This is a genomic window from Rhizobium chutanense (assembly GCF_002531935.1).
GTDB lineage: Bacteria > Pseudomonadota > Alphaproteobacteria > Rhizobiales > Rhizobiaceae > Rhizobium > Rhizobium chutanense.
In genome coordinates this window covers 257,703-281,870 of sequence record NZ_NWSV01000003.1, presented here as the reverse complement: position 1 = coordinate 281,870, position 24,168 = coordinate 257,703, and the positions used below count along the sequence as shown (strand labels likewise).

Annotated in this window: 26 protein-coding genes and 1 pseudogene; 10 read left to right on the top strand and 17 right to left on the bottom strand. The window is 61.9% G+C overall.

Annotation, left to right across the window (positions count from 1 at the left end):
• Positions 1–47: 47 nt before the first annotated feature.
• From CO666_RS06415 to CO666_RS06405, 3 genes are all read left to right on the top strand, one after another.
• Complete coding sequence (locus CO666_RS06415; protein WP_097611249.1) at positions 48–533, top strand: response regulator; 486 nt, start codon at positions 48–50, stop codon at positions 531–533.
• A gap of 130 nt (positions 534–663) precedes the next feature.
• A complete protein-coding gene (gene recO / locus CO666_RS06410) occupies positions 664–1,434 on the top strand; it encodes a DNA repair protein RecO (protein WP_097611248.1) in 771 nt (256 codons plus the stop codon).
• A gap of 111 nt (positions 1,435–1,545) precedes the next feature.
• Positions 1,546–2,541: an aldo/keto reductase gene (locus CO666_RS06405; protein WP_097611247.1), complete on the top strand. Its 996-nt coding sequence runs from the start codon at positions 1,546–1,548 to the stop codon at positions 2,539–2,541.
• A gap of 119 nt (positions 2,542–2,660) precedes the next feature.
• On the opposite strand, the gene CO666_RS06400 is transcribed toward CO666_RS06405, so the two are convergent.
• From CO666_RS06400 to CO666_RS06390, 3 genes and pseudogenes are all read right to left on the bottom strand, one after another.
• Positions 2,661–3,518, bottom strand: coding sequence for an MOSC domain-containing protein (locus CO666_RS06400; protein WP_097611246.1), 858 nt, complete (start codon positions 3,516–3,518; stop codon positions 2,661–2,663).
• 23 nt (positions 3,519–3,541) lie between these two features.
• Positions 3,542–4,186, bottom strand: coding sequence for an HD domain-containing protein (locus tag CO666_RS06395; protein ID WP_097611245.1), 645 nt, complete (start codon positions 4,184–4,186; stop codon positions 3,542–3,544).
• Positions 4,187–4,312: 126 nt separating this feature from the next.
• A pseudogene (locus CO666_RS06390) lies at positions 4,313–6,216 on the bottom strand (putative bifunctional diguanylate cyclase/phosphodiesterase).
• Positions 6,217–6,655: 439 nt separating this feature from the next.
• Here CO666_RS06390 and CO666_RS06385 point away from each other — a divergent pair.
• Together CO666_RS06385 and CO666_RS06380 are read left to right on the top strand one after the other, a co-directional pair.
• Positions 6,656–6,997 (top strand): hypothetical protein, encoded by a 342-nt coding sequence (locus CO666_RS06385; RefSeq protein ID WP_097611244.1) that lies wholly within the window; start codon positions 6,656–6,658, stop codon positions 6,995–6,997.
• Between the two features lie 126 nt (positions 6,998–7,123).
• Positions 7,124–7,639 carry a superoxide dismutase family protein gene (locus CO666_RS06380; protein ID WP_097611243.1) on the top strand — a complete coding sequence of 172 codons (516 nt, stop codon included), beginning with the start codon at positions 7,124–7,126 and terminating at the stop codon, positions 7,637–7,639.
• A gap of 50 nt (positions 7,640–7,689) precedes the next feature.
• Here the strand turns inward: CO666_RS06380 and CO666_RS06375 are convergent, their stop codons facing one another.
• From CO666_RS06375 to CO666_RS06340, 8 genes are all read right to left on the bottom strand, one after another.
• On the bottom strand, positions 7,690–8,586 hold the full coding sequence (locus CO666_RS06375) for a mechanosensitive ion channel family protein (RefSeq protein ID WP_097611242.1): 897 nt from the start codon (positions 8,584–8,586) through the stop codon (positions 7,690–7,692).
• 57 nt (positions 8,587–8,643) lie between these two features.
• The gene (locus CO666_RS06370) at positions 8,644–9,174 is read right to left on the bottom strand and encodes a tyrosine phosphatase family protein (RefSeq protein WP_097611241.1); all 531 of its coding nucleotides are present in this window, start codon (positions 9,172–9,174) and stop codon (positions 8,644–8,646) included.
• Entirely contained in the window at positions 9,171–9,779 is a 609-nt protein-coding gene (locus CO666_RS06365) for an HD domain-containing protein (protein WP_097611240.1), read from the bottom strand. Before CO666_RS06365 ends, CO666_RS06370 begins: the two co-directional genes overlap by 4 nt.
• Positions 9,776–10,630 carry a CAF17-like 4Fe-4S cluster assembly/insertion protein YgfZ gene (gene ygfZ, locus CO666_RS06360; RefSeq protein ID WP_097611412.1) on the bottom strand — a complete coding sequence of 285 codons (855 nt, stop codon included), beginning with the start codon at positions 10,628–10,630 and terminating at the stop codon, positions 9,776–9,778. The genes CO666_RS06365 and ygfZ overlap by 4 nt, the downstream gene beginning before the upstream one ends.
• Positions 10,631–10,727: 97 nt before the next feature.
• The gene (locus tag CO666_RS06355) at positions 10,728–11,486 is read right to left on the bottom strand and encodes a hypothetical protein (protein ID WP_097611239.1); all 759 of its coding nucleotides are present in this window, start codon (positions 11,484–11,486) and stop codon (positions 10,728–10,730) included.
• Between the two features lie 18 nt (positions 11,487–11,504).
• Complete coding sequence (locus tag CO666_RS06350; protein ID WP_003574226.1) at positions 11,505–11,762, bottom strand: hypothetical protein; 258 nt, start codon at positions 11,760–11,762, stop codon at positions 11,505–11,507.
• A gap of 103 nt (positions 11,763–11,865) precedes the next feature.
• Positions 11,866–12,327 carry a TIGR02301 family protein gene (locus CO666_RS06345; protein WP_179869629.1) on the bottom strand — a complete coding sequence of 154 codons (462 nt, stop codon included), beginning with the start codon at positions 12,325–12,327 and terminating at the stop codon, positions 11,866–11,868.
• A gap of 34 nt (positions 12,328–12,361) precedes the next feature.
• The gene (locus CO666_RS06340; protein WP_097611238.1) at positions 12,362–12,778 is read right to left on the bottom strand and encodes an NUDIX hydrolase; all 417 of its coding nucleotides are present in this window, start codon (positions 12,776–12,778) and stop codon (positions 12,362–12,364) included.
• A gap of 79 nt (positions 12,779–12,857) precedes the next feature.
• On the opposite strand from CO666_RS06340, the gene CO666_RS06335 reads away from it, so the two are divergent.
• The gene (locus tag CO666_RS06335; RefSeq protein ID WP_097611237.1) at positions 12,858–13,178 is read left to right on the top strand and encodes a YnfA family protein; all 321 of its coding nucleotides are present in this window, start codon (positions 12,858–12,860) and stop codon (positions 13,176–13,178) included.
• A gap of 117 nt (positions 13,179–13,295) precedes the next feature.
• The gene (locus CO666_RS06330; protein ID WP_097611236.1) at positions 13,296–14,060 is read left to right on the top strand and encodes an SOS response-associated peptidase; all 765 of its coding nucleotides are present in this window, start codon (positions 13,296–13,298) and stop codon (positions 14,058–14,060) included.
• Positions 14,061–14,118: 58 nt separating this feature from the next.
• On the opposite strand, the gene CO666_RS34060 is transcribed toward CO666_RS06330, so the two are convergent.
• The 5 genes from CO666_RS34060 to CO666_RS06310 form a co-directional block, all read right to left on the bottom strand.
• On the bottom strand, positions 14,119–14,265 hold the full coding sequence (locus CO666_RS34060) for a hypothetical protein (protein WP_164740546.1): 147 nt from the start codon (positions 14,263–14,265) through the stop codon (positions 14,119–14,121).
• Positions 14,266–14,573: 308 nt separating this feature from the next.
• On the bottom strand, positions 14,574–15,419 hold the full coding sequence (gene pssA / locus CO666_RS06325) for a CDP-diacylglycerol--serine O-phosphatidyltransferase (protein WP_097611235.1): 846 nt from the start codon (positions 15,417–15,419) through the stop codon (positions 14,574–14,576).
• 10 nt (positions 15,420–15,429) lie between these two features.
• Complete coding sequence (locus CO666_RS06320; protein WP_280951779.1) at positions 15,430–16,206, bottom strand: phosphatidylserine decarboxylase; 777 nt, start codon at positions 16,204–16,206, stop codon at positions 15,430–15,432.
• Between the two features lie 73 nt (positions 16,207–16,279).
• Positions 16,280–18,157 carry an ABCB family ABC transporter ATP-binding protein/permease gene (locus CO666_RS06315; RefSeq protein WP_097611233.1) on the bottom strand — a complete coding sequence of 626 codons (1,878 nt, stop codon included), beginning with the start codon at positions 18,155–18,157 and terminating at the stop codon, positions 16,280–16,282.
• Positions 18,158–18,368: 211 nt separating this feature from the next.
• Positions 18,369–20,405 (bottom strand): LysM peptidoglycan-binding domain-containing protein, encoded by a 2,037-nt coding sequence (locus CO666_RS06310; protein ID WP_097611232.1) that lies wholly within the window; start codon positions 20,403–20,405, stop codon positions 18,369–18,371.
• A 155-nt stretch (positions 20,406–20,560) separates the two neighbouring features.
• Between CO666_RS06310 and CO666_RS06305 the strand changes: the two genes are divergently transcribed.
• Positions 20,561–21,184, top strand: coding sequence for an LOG family protein (locus CO666_RS06305; RefSeq protein WP_085736738.1), 624 nt, complete (start codon positions 20,561–20,563; stop codon positions 21,182–21,184).
• 46 nt (positions 21,185–21,230) lie between these two features.
• Here the strand turns inward: CO666_RS06305 and CO666_RS06300 are convergent, their stop codons facing one another.
• Positions 21,231–22,166 (bottom strand): LysR family transcriptional regulator, encoded by a 936-nt coding sequence (locus tag CO666_RS06300; protein WP_097611231.1) that lies wholly within the window; start codon positions 22,164–22,166, stop codon positions 21,231–21,233.
• An 88-nt stretch (positions 22,167–22,254) separates the two neighbouring features.
• Between CO666_RS06300 and CO666_RS06295 the strand changes: the two genes are divergently transcribed.
• Both CO666_RS06295 and CO666_RS06290 read left to right on the top strand, forming a co-directional pair.
• Positions 22,255–23,148: an MBL fold metallo-hydrolase gene (locus CO666_RS06295; RefSeq protein ID WP_097611230.1), complete on the top strand. Its 894-nt coding sequence runs from the start codon at positions 22,255–22,257 to the stop codon at positions 23,146–23,148.
• Positions 23,141–24,148, top strand: coding sequence for an alpha/beta hydrolase (locus CO666_RS06290; protein WP_097611229.1), 1,008 nt, complete (start codon positions 23,141–23,143; stop codon positions 24,146–24,148). The genes CO666_RS06295 and CO666_RS06290 overlap by 8 nt, the downstream gene beginning before the upstream one ends.
• Positions 24,149–24,168 lie beyond the last annotated feature (20 nt).

The window sequence follows — 24,168 nt, the reverse complement described above, 5'->3', positions numbered from 1 at the left end:
GGCCGTCATCTTTCCTCCGATGTGATTCTTATCGACCGGGCAGAAAAATGTTTTATTCGACAATGGTGGCGGAATTCACCGATAGCGTGCCATGCGGGGCACCGGAGGGCAATGATGTTGGGGAAACGGCCGGGGCGCTGCGACAGGCGCCCGACGAAGGGCAGGGAATCATGAGCGCAATCCGTGTTCTGGTTCTCGAAGACAGTCTGATCATCGCGATGGAGGCGGAGGATATGCTGCGCCTGACCGGCGTCGAGAGCATCGATATCGTCGGCAGTGTGGAACAGGCAAGGGCCGCCATCGCTGCCGAGACATATGATTTCGCCCTTCTCGACGTCAATCTCGGCGAGGGCATGAGCTTCGGATTTGCTCGTCATCTTCTCGATATCGGCATTCCCTTCGGCTTCGTCAGCGGTTATTCCGATACGGGCGATTTCCCGCTCGACTTGCAGCATATTCCGCTTCTGGTGAAGCCTTTCGACGAAACGGCGATGCGCGACTTCCTGCTGCGGCTTTTCCCGGCTGTCGCCTGACATGGCGAAAGCGGGGCGATGACAGCAGCCGGACCTTGGATTGCCGCGCGTCTTATCAGACGTGCAAGGACGCTGTAACGCGTCGCATTATGCGGTAGGATGGATTCGTCAGCCGTGAGGACTTCTTTCGATGCAATGGCAGGACCATGCGATCATCCTGGGCGTCAAGCGCCACGGCGAGACGAGTGTCATCGCCGAGGTGATGACGCGTGATCGCGGCCGCCATCTCGGCCTGGTGCGTTCCGGCCGTTCGCGCGCCATGCAGCCGGTCCTGCAGGCGGGCAATGCCGTCGAGGTTCTCTGGCGTGCCAGATTGGACGAGCATCTCGGTGAATTCCGCGTCGAGCCGGTGACGCTGCGCGCCGCCCGCCTGATGGAAACGGCGACCGCCGTCTACGGTGTCCAGGCGATGGGCGCGCTGCTGCGGCTGCTGCCGGAGCGTGATCCGCATCCGCACCTCTTCGATGCGCTTGAAGTGATCCTCGATCACCTGCACAATCCGGCCGATGCCGGCGAGCTTTTCGTGCGTTTCGAACTTGCGGTGCTGAACGATCTCGGCTTCGGCCTCGATCTTGCCGAATGCGCCGCGACCGGCGCCCGTTCCGATCTCGCCTATGTCTCGCCGAAATCCGGCCGCGCCGTCAGCCGCAGCGCCGGCGCCCCCTGGGCGGACAAGATGCTGCTGCTGCCGCCCTTCCTCAGCGCCGAAGGCAATCATGCGGCCGATTTCGATAGTCTCGCAGCAGCATTCCGTCTGACGGGATTCTTTCTGCATCGCCACGTCTATGAACCGCGCGGCATCGAAGCCGTGGCAGCCCGCGACGGCTTTGTTCAGGCGGCACTGAAAGCGCTCAATCCAGCCTTGCGGACGCTTTCCGCTCCGGATGGTATTTCTGCCTGACCTCCTGTCTTTCCGGCATTTTTTACCGGTGCAAAACATCCTCCGGATTTGGCGGTTTACCCGCATGGCAGCCCTTCCTATGTGTTGGAGACGCCAATCGAGGAGGATCTCATGCTGACCAAAACCGCATCACCAACGACGATCACGCTCTGGAACGGCCGTGAAATTCCGCGTCTCGGCATGGGATGCTGGGCGATCGGCGGCCCCTTCTTCGCCGGCGACACGCCGCTCGGCTGGGGTGAGGTCGACGACGATGAATCGGTCGAAGCGATCGACCGCGCCATCGAACTCGGCATCCGCTTCTTCGATACGGCCTCGAACTATGGCGCCGGCCATTCGGAGGAGGTGCTCGGCCGGGCGATCGGCAATCGCGACGATATCGTCGTCGCCACCAAGTTCGGCTTTGCCACCGATCCGCAGACCAAGCAGGCGACCGGTGCCTTCGCCGATGAGGCCTTCATCCGCCGCTCGGTCGAGACCTCGCTGCGTCGTCTCAAGCGCGACCGCCTTGATCTCCTGCAGTTCCACATCAATGACTTCCCGCTGGAACAGTCGGATGCCGTCTTCGATACGCTGGAAGCGCTACGCGCCGAAGGCAAGATCGATACGTTCGGCTGGAGCACCGATTTTCCCGATCGTGCCGCCCGCCATGCCGGCCGCCAGGGTTATGTCTCCGTGCAGCATACGATGAACGTCTTCGAACCCGTGCCGGAGATGATGGCGGTGATCGAAGGGAAAGGGCTGATCTCCATCAATCGCGGTCCGCTGGCCATGGGGCTCCTGACCGGCAAGTTCACCGCCGAAAAGGCAGTGGGTGCCAAGGATGTACGCGGCGCGGCCCTCGATTGGATGGTCTATTTCAAGGAGGGGCGCATGGCCCCGGAATTCGCCGCAAGACTCGATGCCGTCCGCGACCTCCTGACATCGGGCGGCCGCACACTGACACAGGGGGCGCTTGCCTGGCTCTGGGCAAGGTCGCCGCGCACCCTGCCCATTCCGGGTTTCCGCACCGTCGCCCAGGTGGAGGAAAATGCCGGCGCGCTGGAAAAGGGACCGCTACCGGCCGACGTCATGGCGGAGATCGACGCCGCACTCGGGCATGCGTGAGAGACGGCGAAATTCTCCCCACGCTCCCTCATTCCTGTCCTCGGATCAAGTCCGAGGACAGGAATGAGGGAGGATGTTGCAGCGTTTGAGGAAGAAAGCGCCGCTTCCAATTCCACCTACTATGCCCGTGCGCGAACCTTCAACGCCCAGCCTTCGGGCCTTTCTTCGACGATTCGAACGGTGTCGCCCATCGTGATCCTGCCGCTGCCGCGCGGCGTCACATTCCAGCCGAACAGCGGGCCGGGCACGCGGCGGTCGGCCGACATGCGGATGCGGCCCATGGCCGGCATCGGGTTGGGCACCTCACGTGAGCCGGTCAACTGGTCCTGCGTCGTCATGATGCAGCGCGAGCAGGGTTTGACAAGATCGAAGCGGATGCCTGATATTTCGATCGCTGCCCAGCGGTCCTCAGGCCAGGCCTCGTCGATATCGATGACAATATTCGGACGGAAGCGTTCCATGCCGACGCTGCCTTCGCCGTGGGCGGCGAGATCGGCATTCAGCGCCTTCAGCGAACCGGTCGTCGTCACCAGGATCTGGTAGCCGTCGGTGAAGGTAACCGGGGTGCCTTCGCCGGCCCATTCAGCATTCGCCGTCCGCCGCGCCTGCCCGTCGAAGAAGACGAGCCGCACCTCGCGGCCAAGCCATTCGGAAAGCCGGCGGTTGCTGTCGGGATCGGCGACGGCGGCGCTGACGGTCGATTTCCACACGGTCACATCCATGCGGGTTTCGGGCCGAGGCGGCGGCACCGATAGTTCGGGCCTTCCCTCCATCAGCAGCCGAAAGGCGCCGGGTTCCGGCCGCAGCGTGATGCGCGCGAGATCCGGCAATTCGCGCTGGGTGATGAAGTGGCCCTCGGGATCGGTGATCATCGCTCGCCGGTCGCCGGCCAGTCCGTGGGCATCGATCTCTGCGGCCGGCAGCGCAATGCCGCGGGCACTCTTGAGCGGGTAGATGAAGAGGTCGCTGATACGCATGCCGTTCTCCTGGATCTCGTCTGCTAGATTTCATCCATGAAGGCCGAGAGGAAATCGCGGAGGCTTTTGTCACGCGCGGCCGCCAGCTTGCGGCCGGTCTCGGTCTGGAACCCTTCCGCCAGCTTGAATAGCTTCGTCTGGAAATGGTCAATGGCATAACGCTTGTCGTCGAGTGGGCGGTGTTCCGCTGCCGGGTCGAACGGATCGTAAAGCCCCGATCCCAGCCGTCCGGCGATATAGAAACAGCGGGCGGCGCCGACCATGCCGATCGCGTCCAGTCGGTCGGCGTCCTGCAGGATCTTTGCCTCCAGCGTCTGCGGCGTCACCCCGGCTGAGAAACTATGCGCGGTGATCGCATGTGTCGCAGCCTCGATATCCGCGCCGCTCCAGCCGATGTCTGCCAGGATCGCCGATGCTTTTTCCGCCGCTAAGGCCGATGCTTTTGCCCGCAGCGGCGAATTCTTCTCGACGGCGACGCAGTCGTGCAGCAGCACGGAAGCGGCAAGAACCCGCCCGTCGCCGCCTTCTTCAGCATGGATTCGCATAGCGTTGCGGAAGACGCGCAGGATATGGGCAAGATCATGCGAGCCGTCGTCGCCATCGGCCGCATGCGCAATCAGGGCCGCCGCCAGCGTTTCGTGAGGGGAGAAGGCTTCAGCCTCGAACATCGCGCCACCTGTCATGAGGAAGATAAAGCATCGACTGCAAGCCAACACCGCCAAGCATGTGAAAGGCAGCCGCAATCGCCGCCGATTTTCTAGCGGCTTGCCGTGCGAGTCGCAATCGCGCGGATCTCAGCGCCTGGTGTCAGGGCGACGTATCACGCCGCCGTTCTTGGTGGCAGGGAGAGAAGGTGGGGCACGTCGCGCGCCGGTCTCGGTGGACTGATATGGTAGCCCTGGATCTCGTCGCATTCCTCGCATTCGAGCAGCGTCAGCTGCGCGGCCGTCTCGACGCCTTCGACGGTGACGCGCATGCCGAGTGCATCGCCGAGCAGGATGATCGCATGCATGAGCGCATGCGCTTCCTTGTTGCCAGCGATGTCGCTGACGAAGGATTTGTCGATCTTGATCTTGTCGAAGGGAAAGCTGGAGAGATAGCTCAGCGAGGAATAGCCGGTGCCAAAATCGTCCATCGAAATGCGGATGCCGCGCTCCTTCAGCGCATGTAGGATCGGCAGCACCTCCTCGAGATTCTCCATCAGCACGCTCTCGGTGATTTCGAGTTCGAGCCGCGACGGCGACAAAGAAGCGGCGGCAAGCGCTTCGCCGACGTCCTTGGTCAGGTCGCTGCCGCTGAATTGGATTGCGGAAACGTTGACGGCGACCTTGATGTCTTCCGGCCATTGCGCCGCATCGCTGCAGGCTCGGTGCAAAACCCAGCGGCCGATATCGACGATGAGGCCGACTTCTTCGGCGAGCGGAATGAAATCCATCGGAGGGACGCGGCCGCGGACCGGGTGATTCCAGCGGATGAGAGCCTCGAAGCCGCAGATGCGCCGTTGCGAGAGGTCATAGAGCGGCTGGTAATGCAGCTCGAATTCGTCGGTCTCAACGGCGGCTCTGAGATCTGCCTCGAGCGCATGGCGCAGTTGCATTTGCGCTTCCATCTCACTGTCGAAGAAACGCTCGCGTTTGCGCCCGTCCGCCTTGGCATGCGACAGCGCCACGCCGGCATGTTTCAGCAAGATATCGGTTTCCTCGCCATCACCAGGGGCGATTGCGATCCCCATGGAGACGCTGAGCTCCACTTGTTTCTCGCCGTGGAAAAATGGCTCGGAAAGCTCGTCGCGGATCTGCTCGGCTAGGGCGGTCACGTTCGACGGCTGCTGTCTGGCTGTCTGCAGGATGGCGAATTCATCCGAGCCGAGGCGCGCCAGGACGTTCTTTGAACCGGCCGAGGCTCGGATGCGTTCGGCGACCTGCTGCAGAATCTTGTCGCCGACCGACACGCCCATCGTATTGTTGATCGATTTGAACCGGTCGAGATTGAGGTGAACGAGGGCGATCTGTCCGTCCGGCTTGCGCTCGATGAGCGCCGCATCGACCTGCTCGCGGAAATGGATGCGGTTCGGAAGGCCGGTCAACGGGTCGTGGTGGGCGAGATAGGTGATACGCTCGGCCGCCTTTCGATCCTCGGTAATATCGGCATGCATGGCGATGCTGCTGCCATCGGCAAGGATGGTGACCATGCTCTGGATGGTGCGGCCGTCGTCCATCAGCCACTCGCGCCGACGGATACTGCCGCTTGTTGCGATCGCGGGGGAATGTCGGCCGATTCGCCGGCCGGGCTTGGCGCTGGCGCCCTCCGCACCGCGCATTTTGGCGATGAGATCGGCGATGGTCGCGCCTGGAGTGATATCGTCCTGCCTGAGGCCGAAGAGTTGAGCGAAGCGAATGTTGGAAAGCGTCAGCCGCTGCTCGGCGTCGAAGACGCTGAGACCGAGCGGCAGATTGTTGAGGATGATTTCGAAGAGTCTCTGCTGTCCGTCGAACGCCTGGCTGAGGGCGGATATATTGCCTCTCAGCGCATGGTTTTCCTGAAGCAGCGTTTCCGCGCTTCTCTCGATTTCGTCATAGTCACTTTCATGGACGCGATAGGTCGCGATCACAAGCTCCATCAGACGCTGCGCATCGACCGATCCATCGGCCGTGACGGCCTGGCTGCATTGCTGCCAGAAGAGCGCTTCAGCTTTCATGGAGATGCTTCTTGCGAGACGGCTGCGGCGGCGTTGGTGGTCTCCTGCTGATGGACGTACCTCATGGCGTCGCAAAGCCTTTCCAAAATGAACGTTGAATTGATTTTTTATAAACTGAACGCCTGGGTGGTGTCCCGTGACACCCATTCTGGATGGGTCGGATTAATATTCGGTTGCAGTGCAGCAGCGACGGACGCTTCGTTAGACTTCTGTTTTATATGTGAAAAATCGCTGAAATACCGCGGGGTCCCCTTCATTGGGCGCAAGCGGAAGGCCTGCCTCCTCGCATTCCGTTAACCGTTGTCAATCATCGTTAATAAGAAGTTAACAACTTATTGACGCACTGCGCAAATCAGTTTAACCAGCGAGTCAGCAGTGATTTTCCATCTTCGTATTGCGTACAAACACCACCGGCAAAAGGCGGTGAATGGAGGTTTGTATGACCAGCACCACATCCGTTTCCGATACTTCATATGCTTATCTGGGGACGCTTTCGAGGCTTGATTCCAATGGCGACGGCGTACTCAGCCGCGGCGAACGCGCCGCCGATGAGAAGCCCGGCATCATCAAGGAACTCCTGGAAGACGACAGGACCAATGAGACTCAGCCGAGATTTTCCGGCAGCCTGATTGCGCTGATGATGGACACGCGTGACAGCGGCACGGCAAGCAATATTGCCGTTCCCTATCCTTTGCAGCAGACTGCGCCGACCTCAGGTGATCAGTCGGACGTGCTGTACCGCAACACTTACGGCCAGTTCGACTTTAACGCCGTCGCCTGATCCACTCCCGAATCGGACGATCTGCAGCCGGCCGTTTGGCCGGCTTTTGTCGTCTGATCTTCCTCGATCAGGAACACCTTCCGGGCTGACACGTTCAGAAGGACAACCGGACGGAAGGAGATCTCCATGAAAGCCATGTGCACCATCGCCGCCCTGAGCCTGCTTGCCGTTGCATTGCCGGCGGGCGCTCAGGACAAGCAGACGGCGATCGCCAATTTCGTCGGCAAGGACGGCAAGGAAGACGGCCGCGCGCAACTGACGGCTGCCGCCAATGGCGGCGTGCTGATCGAAGTCGAGATATCCGGACTGCCTGTGAATAAATGGGTGGCCTTCCATGTTCACGAGACCGGCCGCTGCGATGCCGCAACCCACCACGAATCGGCCGGCGGTCACTTCAACCCCGGGAAGGCCGAGCATGGCATCCTTGCCGCGAAGGGACCGCATGCCGGCGATCTGCCCAATCAATATGTCGGACAGGACGGGATGCTTCGGGCGCAGGTCTTCGACGGCATGGTCACGCTCGACGGCAAGACCGACGGTATCCGCGGCCGCGCATTGATGGTGCACGCCAATTCGGATGATTACCGCAGCCAGCCTTCGGGTGATGCCGGGGAAAGGCTGTCCTGCGGCGTCATCCAATAACCGGCTGGCATAAGTTCCTCAGAATCGATTGGGCATAAAATTATCATGTCTTATTGCCGCGTCGGCGCCGGCCTTTTGGCCGTCACCCGGCCATTGGACGTGTTTGCCGGCGCCGCGTCCGATACATCCGCTACCACGGCCGGTTTGTCGGTCGCCTTCTCGTCGAAGGCGAGTTTTACCCGCTTGACCATGTCACGGCTGACCACCCACCAGTCACCGGTCTTTGCCCAGTAGCGCAGCGTCACGACGATCGCGTTGTCATCGAGGCTGTCGATGAAGACGCTTGGGGCCGGTGACGTCAGCACCCGCGAATCGGCTTTGGCCAGGCCCATCAACCTTTCCATCGCCTGATCGAGGTCATCCTCATCGGCGACCTTGATCTTCAGTTCGTTCTGTCGGGTGGCCTCGCGGCTGAAGTTGGTAATCGGCGTATTCCAGAGCGTCGAATTCGGCGCCAGCCGATAAAGCCCGTCGGTAGTCCTGAGTTCGGTTGCAAACAATCCGATTTCACGCACCGTGCCGGCGACGCTGCTGGTCTCGATATATTCGCCGACGCGGAATGGCCTGAGGATCAAGAGCATGATGCCGGCGGCGATATTCTGCAGCGTTCCCTGCAGTGCCAGTCCGATCGCGAGGCCCGCCGCGCCGAGCGCTGCGATGATCGAAGCGGTCTGAACGCCGAATTGGCCGAGCACGGTGATGAACACGAGGATGAGCAGCGCGTAGCGCAGCACATTGGTGAAGAACCGCGCCAGCGTCTCGTCGATGCCATGGACGCGCGACAGGCCTTCATAGGCCCAGCGGCTGGCAAAACCGGCAAGCGCCCAGCCGAGAACGAGCAGGATCACCGCCCCGAGGACGGAGAAGGAATATTGCACCGCCAGCGCGCTTGCTTGGCTGAGCGCCGTTTGCGTGGCGAGAAGGACATCGGCTGCCTGTTGTTGCATGATCTGGCCCTGTCGTTGTGCTTGATCGGGGCCTAGATGGAGCGGCTGGCGGCAGCGTCAACCGCAGGCGCTGTCCCGGATATCAAGCACGAAGGGCGCGTTACCGTCGGCATCCGCACCGCGTCCGATTGCCCGAACCGCCGCAACCAGTCGGCCGCCGCGGTTCAGCAAGGTGTCGCCGATCTCGATCAGCCGGGCATTCGGAGTGGCGAAAGGCGAGGCGGTCCGCAGCCGGCGGGCAAGGCCTTCCTCGCTCTGCTCCGGTGCAAGCGAAAGGGCTGCGATCAGGGCTGCCGCCGGCGATCGCGACACGCCCATCCAGCAATGGATGAGCAGCGGCGTCTCCTGCCGCCACGATGCGGCAAAGTCGATAAGCCCGCGGACATGCGTCTCGTCGGGCGCCACGAGACCGCCGGTACCCTTGAAAATGATATCGTTCATGCAAAGCGTCAGATGACGATCGGCCGCGATCACGCCCGGTCGGTGAAAAGCCTGTTCCTTGGCGATCAGGCTGATCATGTCACGCGCCTTATGGCGCACGGCCATCTCCGCGATGCGCGACAGCGGCGAGACGACGATGAAGCTCACGACACCATCTCCCGCTCGGCTTCGATTGCCGCGAAGCGCTCGCAGAACAGCCGCTGCGCTTCGACCGCCGGCAGCGGTTCCATCATCAGCATTTCCCTGCTGATGCCGCGCGGCTGGCCGAAGAATTTCTGTGCCTCGGCGGCCGTGAAGCCGGCGAGCACGGTCGCCTCGAAATAGGCGGCGATCGTATCGGCCTTCTTGATTCGCTCCTTGAGGTCGCGCGAGGGATGCGGCGGCAGGCCGAAGCGCAGGTGCACGGCGGCCTCCAGCCGCGTTTCCACCGTCTTGTAGCCGCCGCCGACCACGGATTTGAACGGCGAGATCATATCGCCGATCACATATTCGGGCGCATCATGCAGCAGGGCCATCAGACACTCCTGCGGCCGGGCATCGTTGAAGCGGCGGAAAATATCCTCGACGACGAGACTGTGCTGCGCCACCGAAAAAGCATGATCGCCCGACGTCTGGCCGTTCCATCGGGCGACGCGCGCCAGCCCATGGGCGATGTCGGCGAGTTCGACGTCGAGCGGCGAGGGGTCGAGCAGGTCGAGCCTGCGCCCGGAGAGCATGCGTTGCCAGGCACGCGGAGCTTTCGCCGCTGTCACGCGCTGGCCTCGTCGGCACTGGTGGGAAATGCAAGGCCGGACCATTCCGGCAGGACGAGGGAAACGGGTATTTCGCCGGCGAGCAGCGGCGTGCCCGCGGCCATCGCGGCGCCGGCACGGTCGATGCGCACGATCGCAAGTCCGTGGTCGCCTTCGACCGAACCGAGTGTGCCCACAGGCTTACCGGCGGCGGTGATCTCCGTTCCGGTCCCCGGCAAGGCTGTGTTGGCGGAAACGGTCACGACGCGCCGGCGCGCCGTGCCGCGGTGCTGCATGCGCGACACGACTTCCTGGCCGACATAGCAGCCTTTCCGGAAGGAAAGGCCGCCGTTGAAATCCATCAGCACGTCATGTGGGAAGGCGTCCTGCAGGGCGAAGTCCGATCCCGACGTGACGATGCCGAGGCGGATCCGCAGCGCGTCGTAGAGCGCTTGCGCGCCATCGCCGTGTTTTCCCGCCCGGCGAGTGAGCGTGACGCCTGCCTTGGCGAAGCGACTGTCCCGGGCGCCCTGGCCATTCTCGATCTCGTCGGCATTCTCGCCCCAGGAAACGGTGACGCCTTGCTCGGCCCGCGGCGCCAGTGTTGCGGCGGCGCGCAGCTTGTACATCGTCAGCCGCTTCAGCAGGCCGTCGCGCTGGTCTGTATCCGTTTCGATCGCATAGCCGTCGCCCTCCTGCCAAATCATGAAATCGAACAGGATCTTGCCCTGCGGCGTCAGCAGCGCCCCGGGGCGGGCTTCGTCAGGCCCAAGCGCGGCGATATCGGTGGTGATCAGGTTCTGCAGGAAGGATCGGGCTTCCGCGCCGCTGACAGAGAGCAAGGAGCGGTTTTTGAGGAATACGGCTGGCATGGCGGAACCTGTCGCGTTGGTCATCGCTCAGAGGTATGTCTTCGTGAGGTCGATCGCAAGCGCCATGCGAGACGCCAAGGGCGCAGGCAGAAGCGCGTCAATCGCCGGCGGTGAAGAATTTCCATTTGCCGTCAGGCTTGATGCCGAGGCGGTAGAAATTATATCCGCCGAATTCCTGCATATCGGAAAGATCGCCTGCGGTGACGATGCGCAGCAGCTCGACGCGCTCCGGCGGCGTCAGCGACTTCAGATCCTTCTCGGCAAAATAGGGCCAGACATACATTTCATCAGGCGTGCCCTGGCCGACATGCACGAAGCCGGTCGAGATGATGTCGAGCATGATGGCGAGGATTTCGTCTCCGTCGGGATCGCCGGAAAGATCCTTCAGCGTGCCGATCGGATCGTCGGTCGGCTCGCCCACGGTCACCTGCGTCTGCTCGGTGCCGGTGCCCATCAGCGGCCGCAGCCGTTCGAGATCGCCGGAGGCGGCCGCCTCGACGATCTGCTCGCGCATCTTGCGAACCGGCTCTGGCACCTTGCTGATGTCGTAGATCACCTCGACGGGCTTGGATGTATCCTGAGCGCTCGGCGTCTTGTCGACACCCTGATTGTTCTGGCTTTTGACCAGCGGATCGGCCATGGGAACGCCGGGAGTGGTTCCGCCCTGCGGCTGGCTCTGTCCCTGAGCGCTTCCCGGCGCAGCCGGGGCGTCATTGGCCGCCTGGCCGGGGATCTTGTGCAGTTCGGAAAGCGCGTAGGCTGCCGGTGCGAGGGAGATAGTGCCGGCGGCGAGGCTGAATGCAAGCAGCACCGGCGCGAGCGGAATTCGCGAAACTTTCTCTTTACCGGTGCGCATCAAACTCTCTGATATCGATTATTGCAGGGTGCGGTTCGCGGAAAATTCGCCGGCAAGCATGCGCTCACGCAGCGAATCAAGCAGGGCTTCGGCGCTGCTTTCCCCGTGCAATCTGATCGTCTCTCTCAGCGCATGCGCAATAGCAGCATCAGCGATGATCTCAGTCTCGATTCCGTCGGCCATACCGTCGGCCCAAGCCTCGTTCTGGTATTCCAGAGCCGCCTGCATCTTTTCGTGGACGATCATATCGTCGATCTCGTTGAGGCTTGCTTCCATTGTCTTTTCCTCAGAACTTCTCATGTCTTACCGCACTGTTAACAACACTAACAGCCTTTTCCCAAAACGACACGTCCGCATGCGAAAACAGGTTAATTAAACGTCAATTTCCAAAACGCGAGGTAATTTCTGTGGCGAGTGTTGCACCTTCGTTACGGTAGCGCTCTTCTGCCACGATGGCGGCCGGGGTGCAATCCGTATAGACGGAGGCGAAGGCGCGGTAGCCTCGATTGAAGGCCGCCGTGAGCTTTTCTCTGCGCTGCTGCTCGCCGCCGGTCTCCGAATCGAGCAACTGCTGCATGCCGTTTCGCCACTCGTCGCCGCCTGCCGCCTTGCAGAGCGTTCTGAGATAATGCACCGAACCCAACACCTCGGCGAGCCGCGCCAGCTTGTCGTCATAGGGCACGATCACGGCCGGCGGCGGCGCAATCTCCTCCTGCGGAGGCGGCGTATTCTTGCCCCCCTGCGCCATGGTGGGGCCGGCGAGCGCAAGCAGGGCCAGCATAGGCAGGGGCAGAAAAACGCGTCGAACGGGAATCATGCCGATAGTTGATACGCTGAGCATGACGGCAACAAGGCGCTCTCGCAAATTTCCACTTCTATTCGCCGCGCGAAAGGCGCTCCGCGCATTCGAGCACGCTCTGCGGCACCGGCAGAAGCCGGATTTCGTCCACCGTGTACCAGCCCAGCGCCGCCGCATCGTCGGCGGCTTCCGCCACCACGTCACTGTCAGCCTCGACCCGAAAGACCGATAGGAAGAAATGGCTGCTGACGCTGCCGTCGGCCGCATGCGTCTTCAGATCATAGGTCGAAAACAGCCGCGGATTGCGCACCGAGATACCGGTTTCTTCACGGAATTCCCGCAGCGCCGTTTGCTCCGGCGTCTCGCCCGGTTCGCTGCGCCCGCCGGGAAAGGCATACATGTCGGCGGAGGGCGGATTGCGCCGTAACACCAGGAGGAATCGTCCATCGCGCTCAAGAATGGCGGAGGAGGCGGCTTTAGCGGTGGAGATCATGGAGCTGCTCTTGCTGTGACGGCTCATCCTATCCGATGAATATCGCGGAAGAAATGCGAAGGGCTCGAAAGGTGCTTCCGTGACCTACATCATCTACGCCTTTGCCGCTGTCTTCGAGATATCAGGCTGCTTCGCCTTCTGGGCATGGTTGAAGCTCGAAAAGCCCCTCTGGTGGCTGGCGCCGGGCATGGTCTCGCTGGCGCTTTTCGCCTGGCTTTTGACGCTGGTGCCGAGCGAAGCCGCCGGCCGCACCTTCGCAGCCTACGGCGGCATCTACATCGCGGCTTCTCTGGCCTGGCTCTGGCTGATCGAAGCCCGAGTGCCCGATCGCTATGATATCGGCGGAGCGCTGATCTGCCTTGCCGGCGCGAGCCTCATTCTCTTTGGGCCGAGAGGCTGAGCATGTCGCGCAAAGCGGGCAGCAATCGTCGCATCGCGCTTTCCGAAAATCGTTCCGCTTTCAGGCCGATGCGCTGGGCGCCTTGACCGGGCACGAGCCGGGTGCAAAGACAGGCCGATGTGTGGACGTTTCGCCCTGACAATATCGAGCGCCGACCTGCGCGATTTCTTCTCCGGTCTCGATCTCGACGATTTTCCGGCGCGCTACAATATCGCGCCGACGCAGCCGATCCTCGTCGTCATATCGGGCGAGGGCAGGGAGCAGGGCAGCAATTTGCCCGACCGGCGCGCCGTGCTCGTGCGCTGGGGCCTGACGCCCGGCTGGGTCAAGAATCCCCAGGACTTCCCGCTGCTGATCAATGCCCGCTCCGAAACCGCGATCGGCAAGGCTTCTTTCCGTGCGGCCATGCGCCACCGCCGGGTGCTCATTCCAGCCTCCGGCTTCTACGAATGGCATCGCCCATCCAAGGAAAGCGGCGAGCGGCCGCAGGCCTATTGGATCAGGCCGCGCCGGGGCGGGGTCGTCGCCTTTGCCGGGCTGATGGAGATATGGTCCTCGGCCGATGGCTCCGAAGTCGATACCGGCGCGATCCTGACGACATCGGCCAATGCAGGCATATCGGCAATCCACGATCGCATGCCCGTGGTCATCAAGCCCGAGGATTTTTCGCGCTGGCTCGATTGCAAGACACAGGAGCCGCGCGAGGTGGTCGACCTGATGCGGCCGGTTCAGGACGATTTTTTCGAGGCCATCCCGGTCTCCGATCGGGTCAATAAAGTCGCCAATATGGGGCCTGACCTGCAGGAGCCTGTCGTCGTCCAAAAGCCGCTGAAGGCGCCCGAGAAGCAAAGGCCTGATGACGGCCAGCTCAGCTTCTTCTGAAAACGGTATCCGCCATTTTCACTCGGCGCCCTATCCTTCCGGGTGGAAGCACAGCACTTCAAGCGGATTTCTTGATGCTGCCCGGCTTGTTCTTCGCCATCAGCGATGCTGCGACAACGGCCTTCAGGCCGACCGGGCGATAGTTGGCGGCGAGGTCAGGCTTGGCTGTCTGCTGTTCACCGGCACTGCTCTTCTTCGAAGTCACGATACGCTCCTTACCTGGATCTTCCCTGGGTATTTTGTTTTTTGAAGTTTCATCACGAATAGCGACAAAATGGGGACGCAGCTTATCAGGATTTGTAAACGCGCACCATAAATCGCGAGGCTTAACTGAAGCCTACGTTGGTTAATACTTACTGAAGGGAGCGGTTCCGAGAAAAGTGCGAAGGCGGTTTTTCTGGGGAAAGCGCGCGAAACAGCTTCCCCGGCTAAGCATGGACTTTCCCGGGGACCCGTCGCAATGAAAGGCGAGGAGCTTTCCGTCGTTCGGAAAAATCGGGAAATGCTCGCAGATCAGATGTGGCGGCCGATGTCGTCGTCGCCGACGCCGGGTTCCTCGATCGTCAGCGTCCCGTATTTGCGCCGCCATCTCCGCGCGCCGAAGGGAAGCGAAACGAGGTAGGCGGCAACGGTGAAAACCATCACCTCCCACGTGTAGCTCATTAACAGAGCCACATACAACACGACGCCGAGCATCATCGGCAGCACGAGATCGCGCCGCAGGCGGTTGCCTTCCGATTTGCCGGACCAGACCGGCAGCCGGCTGATCAGCAGGAAGGCGATGGCAACGGTGTAGATCGACGAGAGATAGGCAAAGGTGCGATCCGTCACCAGCCCGAGGAAGCCGAGATAGACCGGCAGCAGCACCAGCATGGCGCCGGCCGGCGCCGGCACGCCGACGAAATATTCCGATTGCCAGCTCGCCTTGTTCTCGCGTTCGGCCATGACGTTGAAGCGGGCAAGGCGAAGCCCGGCAGCGATCGCATAGATCAGGGCGGCGATCCAGCCGAGCGAGCGGGCCTGGTCGAGCGCGAAGACATAGACGACAAGGGCGGGCGCGACGCCGAAATTGACGATATCGGCAAGCGAATCCATCTGCGCCCCGAACTTCGAGGTCGCCTTCATCAGCCGTGCCACGCGCCCGTCAATGCCGTCGAGGAAGGCGGCGAGCAGCACCATCGAGACGGCGAGTTCGTAGCGGTTCTCGAAAGCCAGCCGGATGCCGGTCAGACCGGCGCAGATCGCCAGAATAGTGATGAGGTTCGGAAAGACGAGACGGAGCGGGATTTCCCGCAGCCGCGGGCCGCGGGCGGAATCATCAGGTCCATTGGGCTCGAAGGGTGGAAAGGGCGTTTCCATATCGACGTTCCTAGCTGCGGCGGCTGATGATCGGACCCTTGGCGGAGGCGAATTCGGCGATCACGGTTTCTCCGGCAACCGCCGTCTGGCCGAGCGAGACACGCGGTGCCGCACCGGCCGGCAGGAATACGTCGAGCCGCGAGCCGAAACGGATCAGCCCGAAGCGCTCGCCGGCATCGACCGGCTCGTTGGGGTTTGCCCAGCAGAGGATGCGCCGCGCCACGAGGCCGGCGATCTGCACGACGCCGATCTGGCCGTGGCGGGTTTCGATGACAAGCCCATTGCGTTCATTGTCCTCGCTCGCCTTGTCGAGTTCGGCGTTGACGAAGCTGCCGGAGCGGTAGTTGATGCTGACGATGCGCCCGCGCATCGGCGCCCGGTTCACATGGCAATTGAAGACGTTCATGAAGACCGAGATGCGCAGCATCGGCTCGGAGCCGAGGTTGAGCTCGGCCGGCGGCGTCACCATCTGGATCGCCGACACCTTGCCGTCGGCAGGCGAGATCACCAGATCGTCGTCCTGCGGGGTCACGCGTTCGGGATCACGGAAGAAATAGGCGCACCACAGCGTGAAGATCATGCCGATCCAGAAGAGCGGCTTGAAGATCCAGCCCAGGATCAGCGACGCGACGAAGAAGGCGGCAACGAAGGGATAACCCTCCTTATGCACGGGGACGATCGTGTTGCGAACCGTGTTGAACAGGCTCATGCTGCCGGTCTCCTTGCGTTGTCGTTTTTTGCTGGTTAGCGAAAAACCGTCTCCGGGGCAATGCTGTGGCCCCGGCACAGGTTCCGACGCCGGGGTTTCTGAACAACAAAAGCCCGCCGGCGCCGTTCTCCGTGTTCAGCTTTTTCCTGGTTCAGCTCGCCGGAGCAAGCCGCGTGATCACGCCGAGATCGTCGCTTTCGCGCACCTGCTTCAGATGCTCCTCCGCTTGTGTCGCCTCGCGCTGGCGGTTCCACATCGAGGCATAGAGGCCGCTCCGTTCGATGAGGGCGGCATGCGTCCCGCGTTCGGCGATCTCGCCGCTTTTCAGGACGATGATCTCGTCGGCGCCGATGACGGTCGACAGCCGATGGGCAATGACCAGCGTCGTGCGGTTTTTCGACACCATGTCGAGCGCGGTCTGGATTTCCCGTTCCGTCGTTGTGTCGAGCGCCGACGTCGCCTCGTCGAGGATCAGGATCGGCGGCGCCTTCAGGATGGTGCGGGCGATCGCCACCCGCTGCTTCTCGCCGCCCGAAAGCTTCAGCCCGCGTTCGCCGACCTTGGTCTCGAACCCCTCGGGCAGCGCCTCGATGAAATGCGCGATCTGCGCCACCTCGGCCGCTGCAAAGACCTCGCCGTCGCTGGCCGACGTGCGGCCGTAGCGAATGTTGTAGGCGACCGTGTCGTTGAAGAGCACGGTATCCTGCGGGACCATGCCGATATGAGAGCGCAGGCTCTTTTGTGTCACACCGCGGATATCCTGGCCGTCGACGGTGATCGTGCCGCTCTGGATATCGTAGAAGCGATAGAGCAGGCGCGACAGCGTCGATTTGCCGGCGCCGGACGGGCCGACGACGGCAACCGTCTTGCCGGCCGGCACCTCGAAGGAAATGCCCTTCAGGATCGGACGGGCCGGATCGTAGGCGAACTGCACGTCCTTGAAGGCGATCGCGCCCTGGCCGATCCGAAGCTCGGTCGCGTCAGGCGCGTCCTTGACCTCGGCCTTGACCTCCAGGAGATCGAACATCTGCTCGATGTCGGTCAGGCCTTGGCGGATTTCGCGATAGACGAAGCCGATGAAGTTGAGCGGCGCGGAAAGCTGCAGCAGCATCGAATTGACGAAAACGAAATCGCCGACCGTCTGCTCGCCGCGCTGCACGGCGAGCGCCGACAGCACCAGCATGATCGTCGTGCCGATGCCGAAGATGACGCCCTGGCCGAAGTTCAGCCAGCCGAGCGAGGTCCAGACATCGGTCGCCGCCTTCTCGTAGCGCTCCATCGACTTGTCGAAGCGTTTCGCCTCCATCTCTTCGTTGCCGAAATATTTGACGGTCTCGAAATTGAGCAGCGAGTCGATCGCCTTGGTGTTGGCGTCGGTGTCGCTGTCGTTCATCGATCGGCGGATGGCGATGCGCCAGTCGGAAGCGCGGATCGTAAACCAGATATAGGCCCAGACCGTAAAGGCGGTGACGGCGAGATAGGAGAAGCCGTAACCCCACCAGAAGATCGCCGCCGTCAGCAGGAATTCGATGACGGTCGGCACCGAATTGAGGATGGTGAAACGCACGATCGTTTCGATGCCCTTGGTGCCGCGCTCGATGATGCGCGAGAGGCCGCCGGTCTTGCGCTCCAGATGGAAACGCAGCGACAGCTCGTGCATGTGCACGAAGGTCCTGTAGGCGAGCTGGCGCACCGCATGCTGTCCGACGCTGGCAAACAGCGCATCGCGCAGCTGGTTGAGGCCGAGCTGGATCAGCCGGGTGACGTTATAGGCGATGACAAGCGCGATGGCGCCGGCAAGCAGCGGCGGCACGGTGCCGGCAAGATCCATCCTGCCGTTCAAAGCATCGGTCGACCACTTGAAGAAATAGGGGACGAGCAGCAGCACGAACTTGGAGATCAGCAGGAAGACCGAGGCCCAGACGACGCGCATCTTCAGATCGGTGCGGCCGGCCGGCCACATATAGGGCCAGAGGTTGAGAAGCGTCTGCAGCAGATTGGAATCCGAGACTGTCTTGCTGTTTGCCATGCCTGTCTCCAGTCCGGATGGGACTTGCCGCGGTCGCGGCGCTTCGATGCCCGGCAAACGCGGGCCGTGGGACGTGCCTGAAAGCGTTTCCCGCGATCCTGAGCCGCCATCGCCAGATAGGGTGCCGGCCGGACGAATACAACAAGTGCGGGGTTCGGGAAAAACCAGGCCGGGCGGTTATCCCGCCCGGCTCGATCGCCTCGGTTTGATGTTAGAGGTGCTGCTTGGAGAGCCGCTTGCGGTGCAGCTCTTCGGCATTCGGCAACGCATCCTTCGGCAGGCCGAAGATCTGGCCGGGACGGATACGATCGGGATCGGTGATCTTGTCCTCGTTGGCGATGTAGATCGTCGTGTAACGAACGCCGAGGCCATAGGTGCGGCGCGAGATCTGCCACAGCGTGTCGCCGCGGCGAATGATGACCGCCGCATTGTTGGCCGTCAGCGGCGCCTGCTCGATCGTCTTCGGCTGATTGCTCCCGACCTCGTTTGCAGCGGGTGCAGTCGGCTGGGGTGCCGCGGTCAGCTCGGCGATCAGGCTGCCGAGCTTGTCGAGTGCCGCGCCGACGGACTTCGCATCCCCGGGCAGGCTCTGCAGCAGCTTCAGCGCATTGCCGGCGACCTGCGAGGCGGAGCCGGACGTTTGCTTGAAGGCGTCGGGCGCATCGGCGGCCGGGCGGAAGTCGGCGACGGAGCGCAGCGCGAATTCCGTTGCCGAGCGGGCCGCCGCAAGCTGTTCGGCGCCGGGCAGCTTGCCGTCGGCAAACAGCCCCTTCAGCAGGCCGAAGGCCTTGCCGGCTTCGGCCTTGCGCTTGCCGAGCTCGCCCTCGTCGAGGGGCACCATCGTGGAAGCGCCATCCGCGTCGGCGGGACCTGCTTGCGCGGCGACCCTGACCTGATCGCCGGCCGGGCGATTGAAATTCACCGCTGCGCGCACGATCACCTTGCCGGCGGGATCGACGACATCGACGCGGATCTTGTGGTCGCCGACCGAAAGCGCCACCACGCCGTCGATAACGAAATGGCCGTCGGAGCCGGCCGTGTCCTGGCCGACGAGACTATCGTCGGCATAACCGATGACCTTGGCATTGGAACGCGTCGTGCCGGCAATGAAGATCTTGTCGCCTTCGATCTCGACCGCGTTGACCATCACATCTGGCGCATTCGTGTTGTCGGGTGCGGCGGTGCCGGGAATGGCCGGTGTCGTCGCAGCATTGTCGGAGGGGGCGTCGCTGACGTTCGGCGTCTGCAGCGCCAGCTCGCCGGTTGCGGCGGGTGCAGCTGCGGTCTCGCCCGTTGCCGGCTTGTCGGCAGGCGCCGCCATCGGATTGGAGGCATCGGCAACTTCGGTTCCGGCCTTCGGCGCGGTGATGATGCGGCTCGCCGCGCCGGGTTTGGAGACCATGGCGAGCAGATTGGCGCCGTTGCCGTCCTTCGGCACGGAAATGGTCGCGACCTCCTCGGAAAGCGTGCTCTTGCCGTCCTGGCCGGTGAACTTGAGCACGAGCTGGTGGTCGCCGGCCGAAAGCGGATCGTCGAGAACGGCAGCGAAATCGCCGCTCGCACCGACATCGGCGGTCGTCACCACCTTCTCGCCGTCAAGCACTTCGAGCTTGCCGTTCGGTTCGGCGGAGCCGGCAATCACCGTCGAGCCGTCGGGTTCGACGCGCAAGACGTCGAAGGCCGGAAGCTTCGGGCCGGCGGTCGCCGCGGCGTTGTTTGCAGCAGGGGCGGGCTCCGGCGCGCCGGTCAGCGCAGCCTCGGCCTTGGCGATGGCGGCAAGCGCATCGGCAATGTTCTCCGGCAGCGACTGGATAATGGCGAGCGCCTTCGCGCCGCCTTCCCTGGCCTTGGTCGCAATGGCCTGGGTCGCGGGATCGAGCCCCTCGGGGATTGCGAAATCGGCAAGGGCGGTCAGCGCGTTGACAGCCTTGGTCTTGGCGGCGGCGAAGACATCGTCGGCCGGGCCCTTGCCGTCAGCAAACAGCGCCTTGAGCTCACTGAGGGACACGCCGGCATCGGCCGACAGGCGACCCACCTTGTCGGTGACCGCAGCCGCGTCGGCGACGGTCGAGCGCGATGTCTTTGCCGCTTCGTTAACCGTGTTCTTGAGCTCCGTGCTCGCCTGGTTGATGGCGTCGCCGACCTTGGCTGCATCGCCGCCGATGCGCGGCATGACGAAAAACACCATCAGTAGGATTGCGATTACGAGGACTGCAAGGGCCAGCAAGCCGGCACGGTTCTTCATCATTATGTCTCCCCAGGCGGCAATTTGCCGTAGTAACCGAAATTGCTAGCGATTCCCGTTGCTTTTCACAAGCATTCAAAGCAATTAGGCAAGCTAGGCACGCTGCTTTTCAGTCAATTTTCTTGACTGCATTGAAATGGAATAGTTGTTTGCCCCCTATGACCGAGCAATCTGTATCGATTCGATCCATCTGCGTTTACTGCGGCTCCAGGCCGGGACGCGATCCCTCCCACATGGCGGCCGGGCGTGCTCTCGGAAGAGAGATCGCCGAATACGGCCTGCGCCTCGTCTATGGCGGGGGCACCAAAGGCATCATGGGCGCGGTTGCAAGCGGGGTGCTTTCAGGCGGCGGTCAGGTGACAGGCATCATTCCCGAATTCCTGATCGATATGGAAGCGACTCGCCACTCGCTCGGTCAGCTCAACGAACTTATTGTAACCCCTGACATGCACGCGCGCAAACATACGATGTTCGAGCGTTCCGACGCTTTCGTCGCGCTGCCCGGCGGCATCGGCACGCTGGAAGAGATCGTCGAGATCATGACCTGGGCACAGCTCGGCCGCCATGAAAAGCCGATGGTCTTTGCCAACATCAACGGTTTCTGGGATCCGATGATGGAACTGATGCGTCATATGACCGACGAAGGCTTCCTGCACACCGCCCACCGGGTGCAGCCGCTCGTCGTCGACGAGATTTCCGGTATCATTCCGGCGATCATGGCCCAGGCAGCCCAGCTCGCCGCCGATCGTGACGGCGAGGATGAGGTGATTTCGAAGATGTAGGCGGCGCGGGCGGCGCCGGAGCAGTGAAGCTCTTCTGCAGGCAAATTCAGCTGTATGCCGAGACAAGCTGCGTCACCTGAGATCGCATCCATCGGCTGGCGGGATCATTGTCACTTGCCGCCGACCAGACCATCGATATCGGGCTTACTGTTAGATCGAGCGGAACGTCGGCGACCGCCAAGCCGAACAGGCCGGCATACCGCTTGACGATTCTGGTCGGCAGGGTCGCGATCAAGGGTGCTTCCAGGACAGCGGTCAGCACGGTCAGGAATTCTGGGGCTGCTACCGACACGTCGAGCCGCACGTTGATCTGCTTCAATGCATCATCAATGCAGCCTTCGATGGCATCTTTCTGTGAAACCAGTGCATGCTTCAGCCCGATATAGCTGTCTCGGTCCAATGTATCGGGTAGGCCGAGAAGCTTCGGATTGTAGCAACACATCAGCGATTGCTCGAACAGCAGGCTCCGCCGATGTCTGTTGTTGCCGTCATCGTAGCAGCCGACGCCGAGATCGATGACGTTGTCGTCCAGAAGCTTGTGGACCGTCTCTGGATCGACCGCGCGGGCGAGTACCCTGATGCCGGGCGCCGTTTTGTTCAACATTGCGGCGAGACGCGGCACGAGCAACACTTCGAGCTCGCTGGAAAAGCCGATGCGGAATATCTGTTCGGCCTCGCCGGGCTCGAAGGTTCCGGGTGTTACGATCGCCTGCTGCGTACGACTGAGGATCTGCTCGACGGCCTCGGCGAAACGCAGTGCACGATGGGTCGGCTGCATGACCTGGCCGACACGCACGAACAGCTCGTCCTGAAGCAATGTCCGAAGCGTTCCGAGATTGTGGCTCATGGCAGGCTGCTGAATTTTCAGACGAACAGCAGCCTTCGTCACGCTCCGCTCCTTCATGAGCGCATCGAATGCGACAAGCAGGTTCAGGTCGAAAGACCACAAATTGAAATGATCAATGGAGACAATTTCATTCATCGATTTGATCGTTTCACAAATTCTCCCTATTGTCCATAGCCATCAGACAGCGCTGTCCCGATCCCAGTTCAACTCGAAAGGAAGTTCCATGAGCGATCTTGGAAAGGAATATCGTATTGCCGGCGCGACGGTGAGAAAGGTGCAGGAGCAATATCTGCATAACGTGCCGCCGTCGTTTCTCTATCCGGCCGCTGGTTCTGAGGAGATCAAGGCGGTCGAGCCGCGGCTTTCCGCCGTCGATATGGAAAAGGGCCGCGATGCCCTTGTGGTGAGCATACATAGTTGGCTTGTGAGAACGCCCGACCACGTCATCCTGATCGATACGGGCTCGGGCAACGACAAGGAAAGACCGCGTAACCCCAGCTTCCATCAACAGACCATCCCGTTTCTCGAAAGGCTGCGCCAGGCGGGTGTCGGGCCGGAAGACGTCGACTTCGTGATCAATACCCATCTCCACGTCGATCATTCCGGCTGGAATACCGTGCTTGAAGACGGAAAATGGATTCCCACCTTCAAAAATGCGCGCTACATCTTCCCGCGCGCCGAGCAGGAATACTACTCGTCAACGGCAAGCCACAACGACGTCAACATTCCCAGTTCCGGCGTCTATGAAGACAGCGTGCGGCCCGTGATCGAGGCGGGGCTTGCGGATTTCATCGACACCGCTGGCGGTCCTTTCCTGGATCGCTTCACCTTCTTGCCGACACCTGGCCACAGCATCGGCCATATGTCCGTTCTGCTGGAATCGGACAATGAAGCGGCGATTTTTGCCGGCGATGTCATGCACCATCCGATCCAGGTGGAGCGTCCCGACCTCAACACGGTGTTCTGCGAATTCCTGGATCAAGCCGCCCGGTCCAGGCGGCATGTCCTCGAGTTCGCGGCCGACAATCGCGCCATTTACTTCTCCACGCATTTCCCCGGCTCGTCTGCTGGCTATGTGAGCCGCGACGGCGAAAAATTCAGGTGGTCCTATGTCTGAGAACAAGCTCGCATCTTCAGCTTTTGACGCAGGCGAGATCGTATTCGACGAGCATTATGTCGATAGCGGAACCGACGGCATCAAGCTCTATCTCCGCAATAAGCGAAGGAAAGATCACAAGACCTTTCTCGCCGAGAAGACAATCGTGATGGTGCACGGGGCGACCTTTTCGTCCGGAAGTCTTTACGATGTTCCCTTCAACGGGATGTCCTTCATCGACTTCCTCACTCATCAAGGCTTCGATGTCTTTGCGGTCGATGTCAGGGGCTATGGAAAATCGACCCGCCCGCCGGAAATGCAGGCGGAGCCCGATCTCAATCCGCCACTTGTCGCGACCGACACCGGCGTCACGGACTTCGCAACGGCTGTCGATTTCGTCCTTCGACTGCGCGGTCTGAAGGCTGTCAACGTCTTCGCCATGTCGTGGGGCGGCACCGTGGCCGGTGCATATGCTGCGCGCAACGGCGACAAGGTCGTCAAGCTCGCGCTGCTCGCGCCGCAATGGCTGAGCGACGTTCCCATTCCGATCGACCAGGGTGGCGTCCTCGGTTCCTACCGGCTTGTTCCGGTCCAGGCGGCCTTGGCGCGTTGGCTGAGCACCGCACCCGAACGCGCGCGTGAACGTCTTGTGCCGGAGGGCTGGTTCGACCTCTGGGCCAAACTGACCCTTTCCGAGGAGACGTCGCAGGCTGACAGGGAGCAGGGCAAACTCCGGGCTACCAACGGGCCGATCCAGGATATCCGGACCTATTGGCGGGCTGGAAATCCCTACTATCGGCCGGGCGAGATTCGCGCACCGGTGCTGCTGTTGCACGGTGAATGGGACATCGACGTCCCGCTTGATCTGGCGCGGGCCTATTTCGAGCAGCTGACAGGCGCCTCCTACAAGCGATGGGTGGAAATCGGGGAGGCGACGCACCTCGCCCTGATGGAAAGCAACCGCATGCAGGCCTATTCCGAGGTTGCCCGCTTCTTCGATGAAACCTTCCAACCGGAATAGAATTTGAACGAGCGGGCTCC

Bases quoted from the DNA above. Each gene is read 5' to 3' on its own strand.
- CO666_RS06415 (WP_097611249.1), top strand. From the start codon at position 48: ATGTTTTATTCGACAATGGTGGCGGAATTCACCGATAGCGTGCCATGC.
- CO666_RS06375 (WP_097611242.1), bottom strand. From the start codon at position 8,586: ATGCAACAACAGGCAGCCGATGTCCTTCTCGCCACGCAAACGGCGCTC.
- CO666_RS06345 (WP_179869629.1), bottom strand. From the start codon at position 12,327: ATGCTCAGCGTATCAACTATCGGCATGATTCCCGTTCGACGCGTTTTT.
- CO666_RS06300 (WP_097611231.1), bottom strand. From the start codon at position 22,166: ATGAATGAAATTGTCTCCATTGATCATTTCAATTTGTGGTCTTTCGAC.
- pssA (WP_097611235.1), bottom strand. From the start codon at position 15,419: ATGGAAACGCCCTTTCCACCCTTCGAGCCCAATGGACCTGATGATTCC.
- CO666_RS06380 (WP_097611243.1), top strand. From the start codon at position 7,124: ATGAAAGCCATGTGCACCATCGCCGCCCTGAGCCTGCTTGCCGTTGCA.
- CO666_RS06385 (WP_097611244.1), top strand. From the start codon at position 6,656: ATGACCAGCACCACATCCGTTTCCGATACTTCATATGCTTATCTGGGG.
- CO666_RS06310 (WP_097611232.1), bottom strand. From the start codon at position 20,405: ATGATGAAGAACCGTGCCGGCTTGCTGGCCCTTGCAGTCCTCGTAATC.
- ygfZ (WP_097611412.1), bottom strand. From the start codon at position 10,630: ATGCCAGCCGTATTCCTCAAAAACCGCTCCTTGCTCTCTGTCAGCGGC.
- CO666_RS06315 (WP_097611233.1), bottom strand. From the start codon at position 18,157: ATGGCAAACAGCAAGACAGTCTCGGATTCCAATCTGCTGCAGACGCTT.
- CO666_RS06290 (WP_097611229.1), top strand. From the start codon at position 23,141: ATGTCTGAGAACAAGCTCGCATCTTCAGCTTTTGACGCAGGCGAGATC.
- CO666_RS06395 (WP_097611245.1), bottom strand. From the start codon at position 4,186: ATGTTCGAGGCTGAAGCCTTCTCCCCTCACGAAACGCTGGCGGCGGCC.
- CO666_RS06340 (WP_097611238.1), bottom strand. From the start codon at position 12,778: ATGATCTCCACCGCTAAAGCCGCCTCCTCCGCCATTCTTGAGCGCGAT.
- CO666_RS06355 (WP_097611239.1), bottom strand. From the start codon at position 11,486: ATGCGCACCGGTAAAGAGAAAGTTTCGCGAATTCCGCTCGCGCCGGTG.
- CO666_RS06330 (WP_097611236.1), top strand. From the start codon at position 13,296: ATGTGTGGACGTTTCGCCCTGACAATATCGAGCGCCGACCTGCGCGAT.
- recO (WP_097611248.1), top strand. From the start codon at position 664: ATGCAATGGCAGGACCATGCGATCATCCTGGGCGTCAAGCGCCACGGC.
- CO666_RS06350 (WP_003574226.1), bottom strand. From the start codon at position 11,762: ATGGAAGCAAGCCTCAACGAGATCGACGATATGATCGTCCACGAAAAG.
- CO666_RS06305 (WP_085736738.1), top strand. From the start codon at position 20,561: ATGACCGAGCAATCTGTATCGATTCGATCCATCTGCGTTTACTGCGGC.
- CO666_RS06400 (WP_097611246.1), bottom strand. From the start codon at position 3,518: ATGCGTATCAGCGACCTCTTCATCTACCCGCTCAAGAGTGCCCGCGGC.
- CO666_RS06295 (WP_097611230.1), top strand. From the start codon at position 22,255: ATGAGCGATCTTGGAAAGGAATATCGTATTGCCGGCGCGACGGTGAGA.
- CO666_RS06405 (WP_097611247.1), top strand. From the start codon at position 1,546: ATGCTGACCAAAACCGCATCACCAACGACGATCACGCTCTGGAACGGC.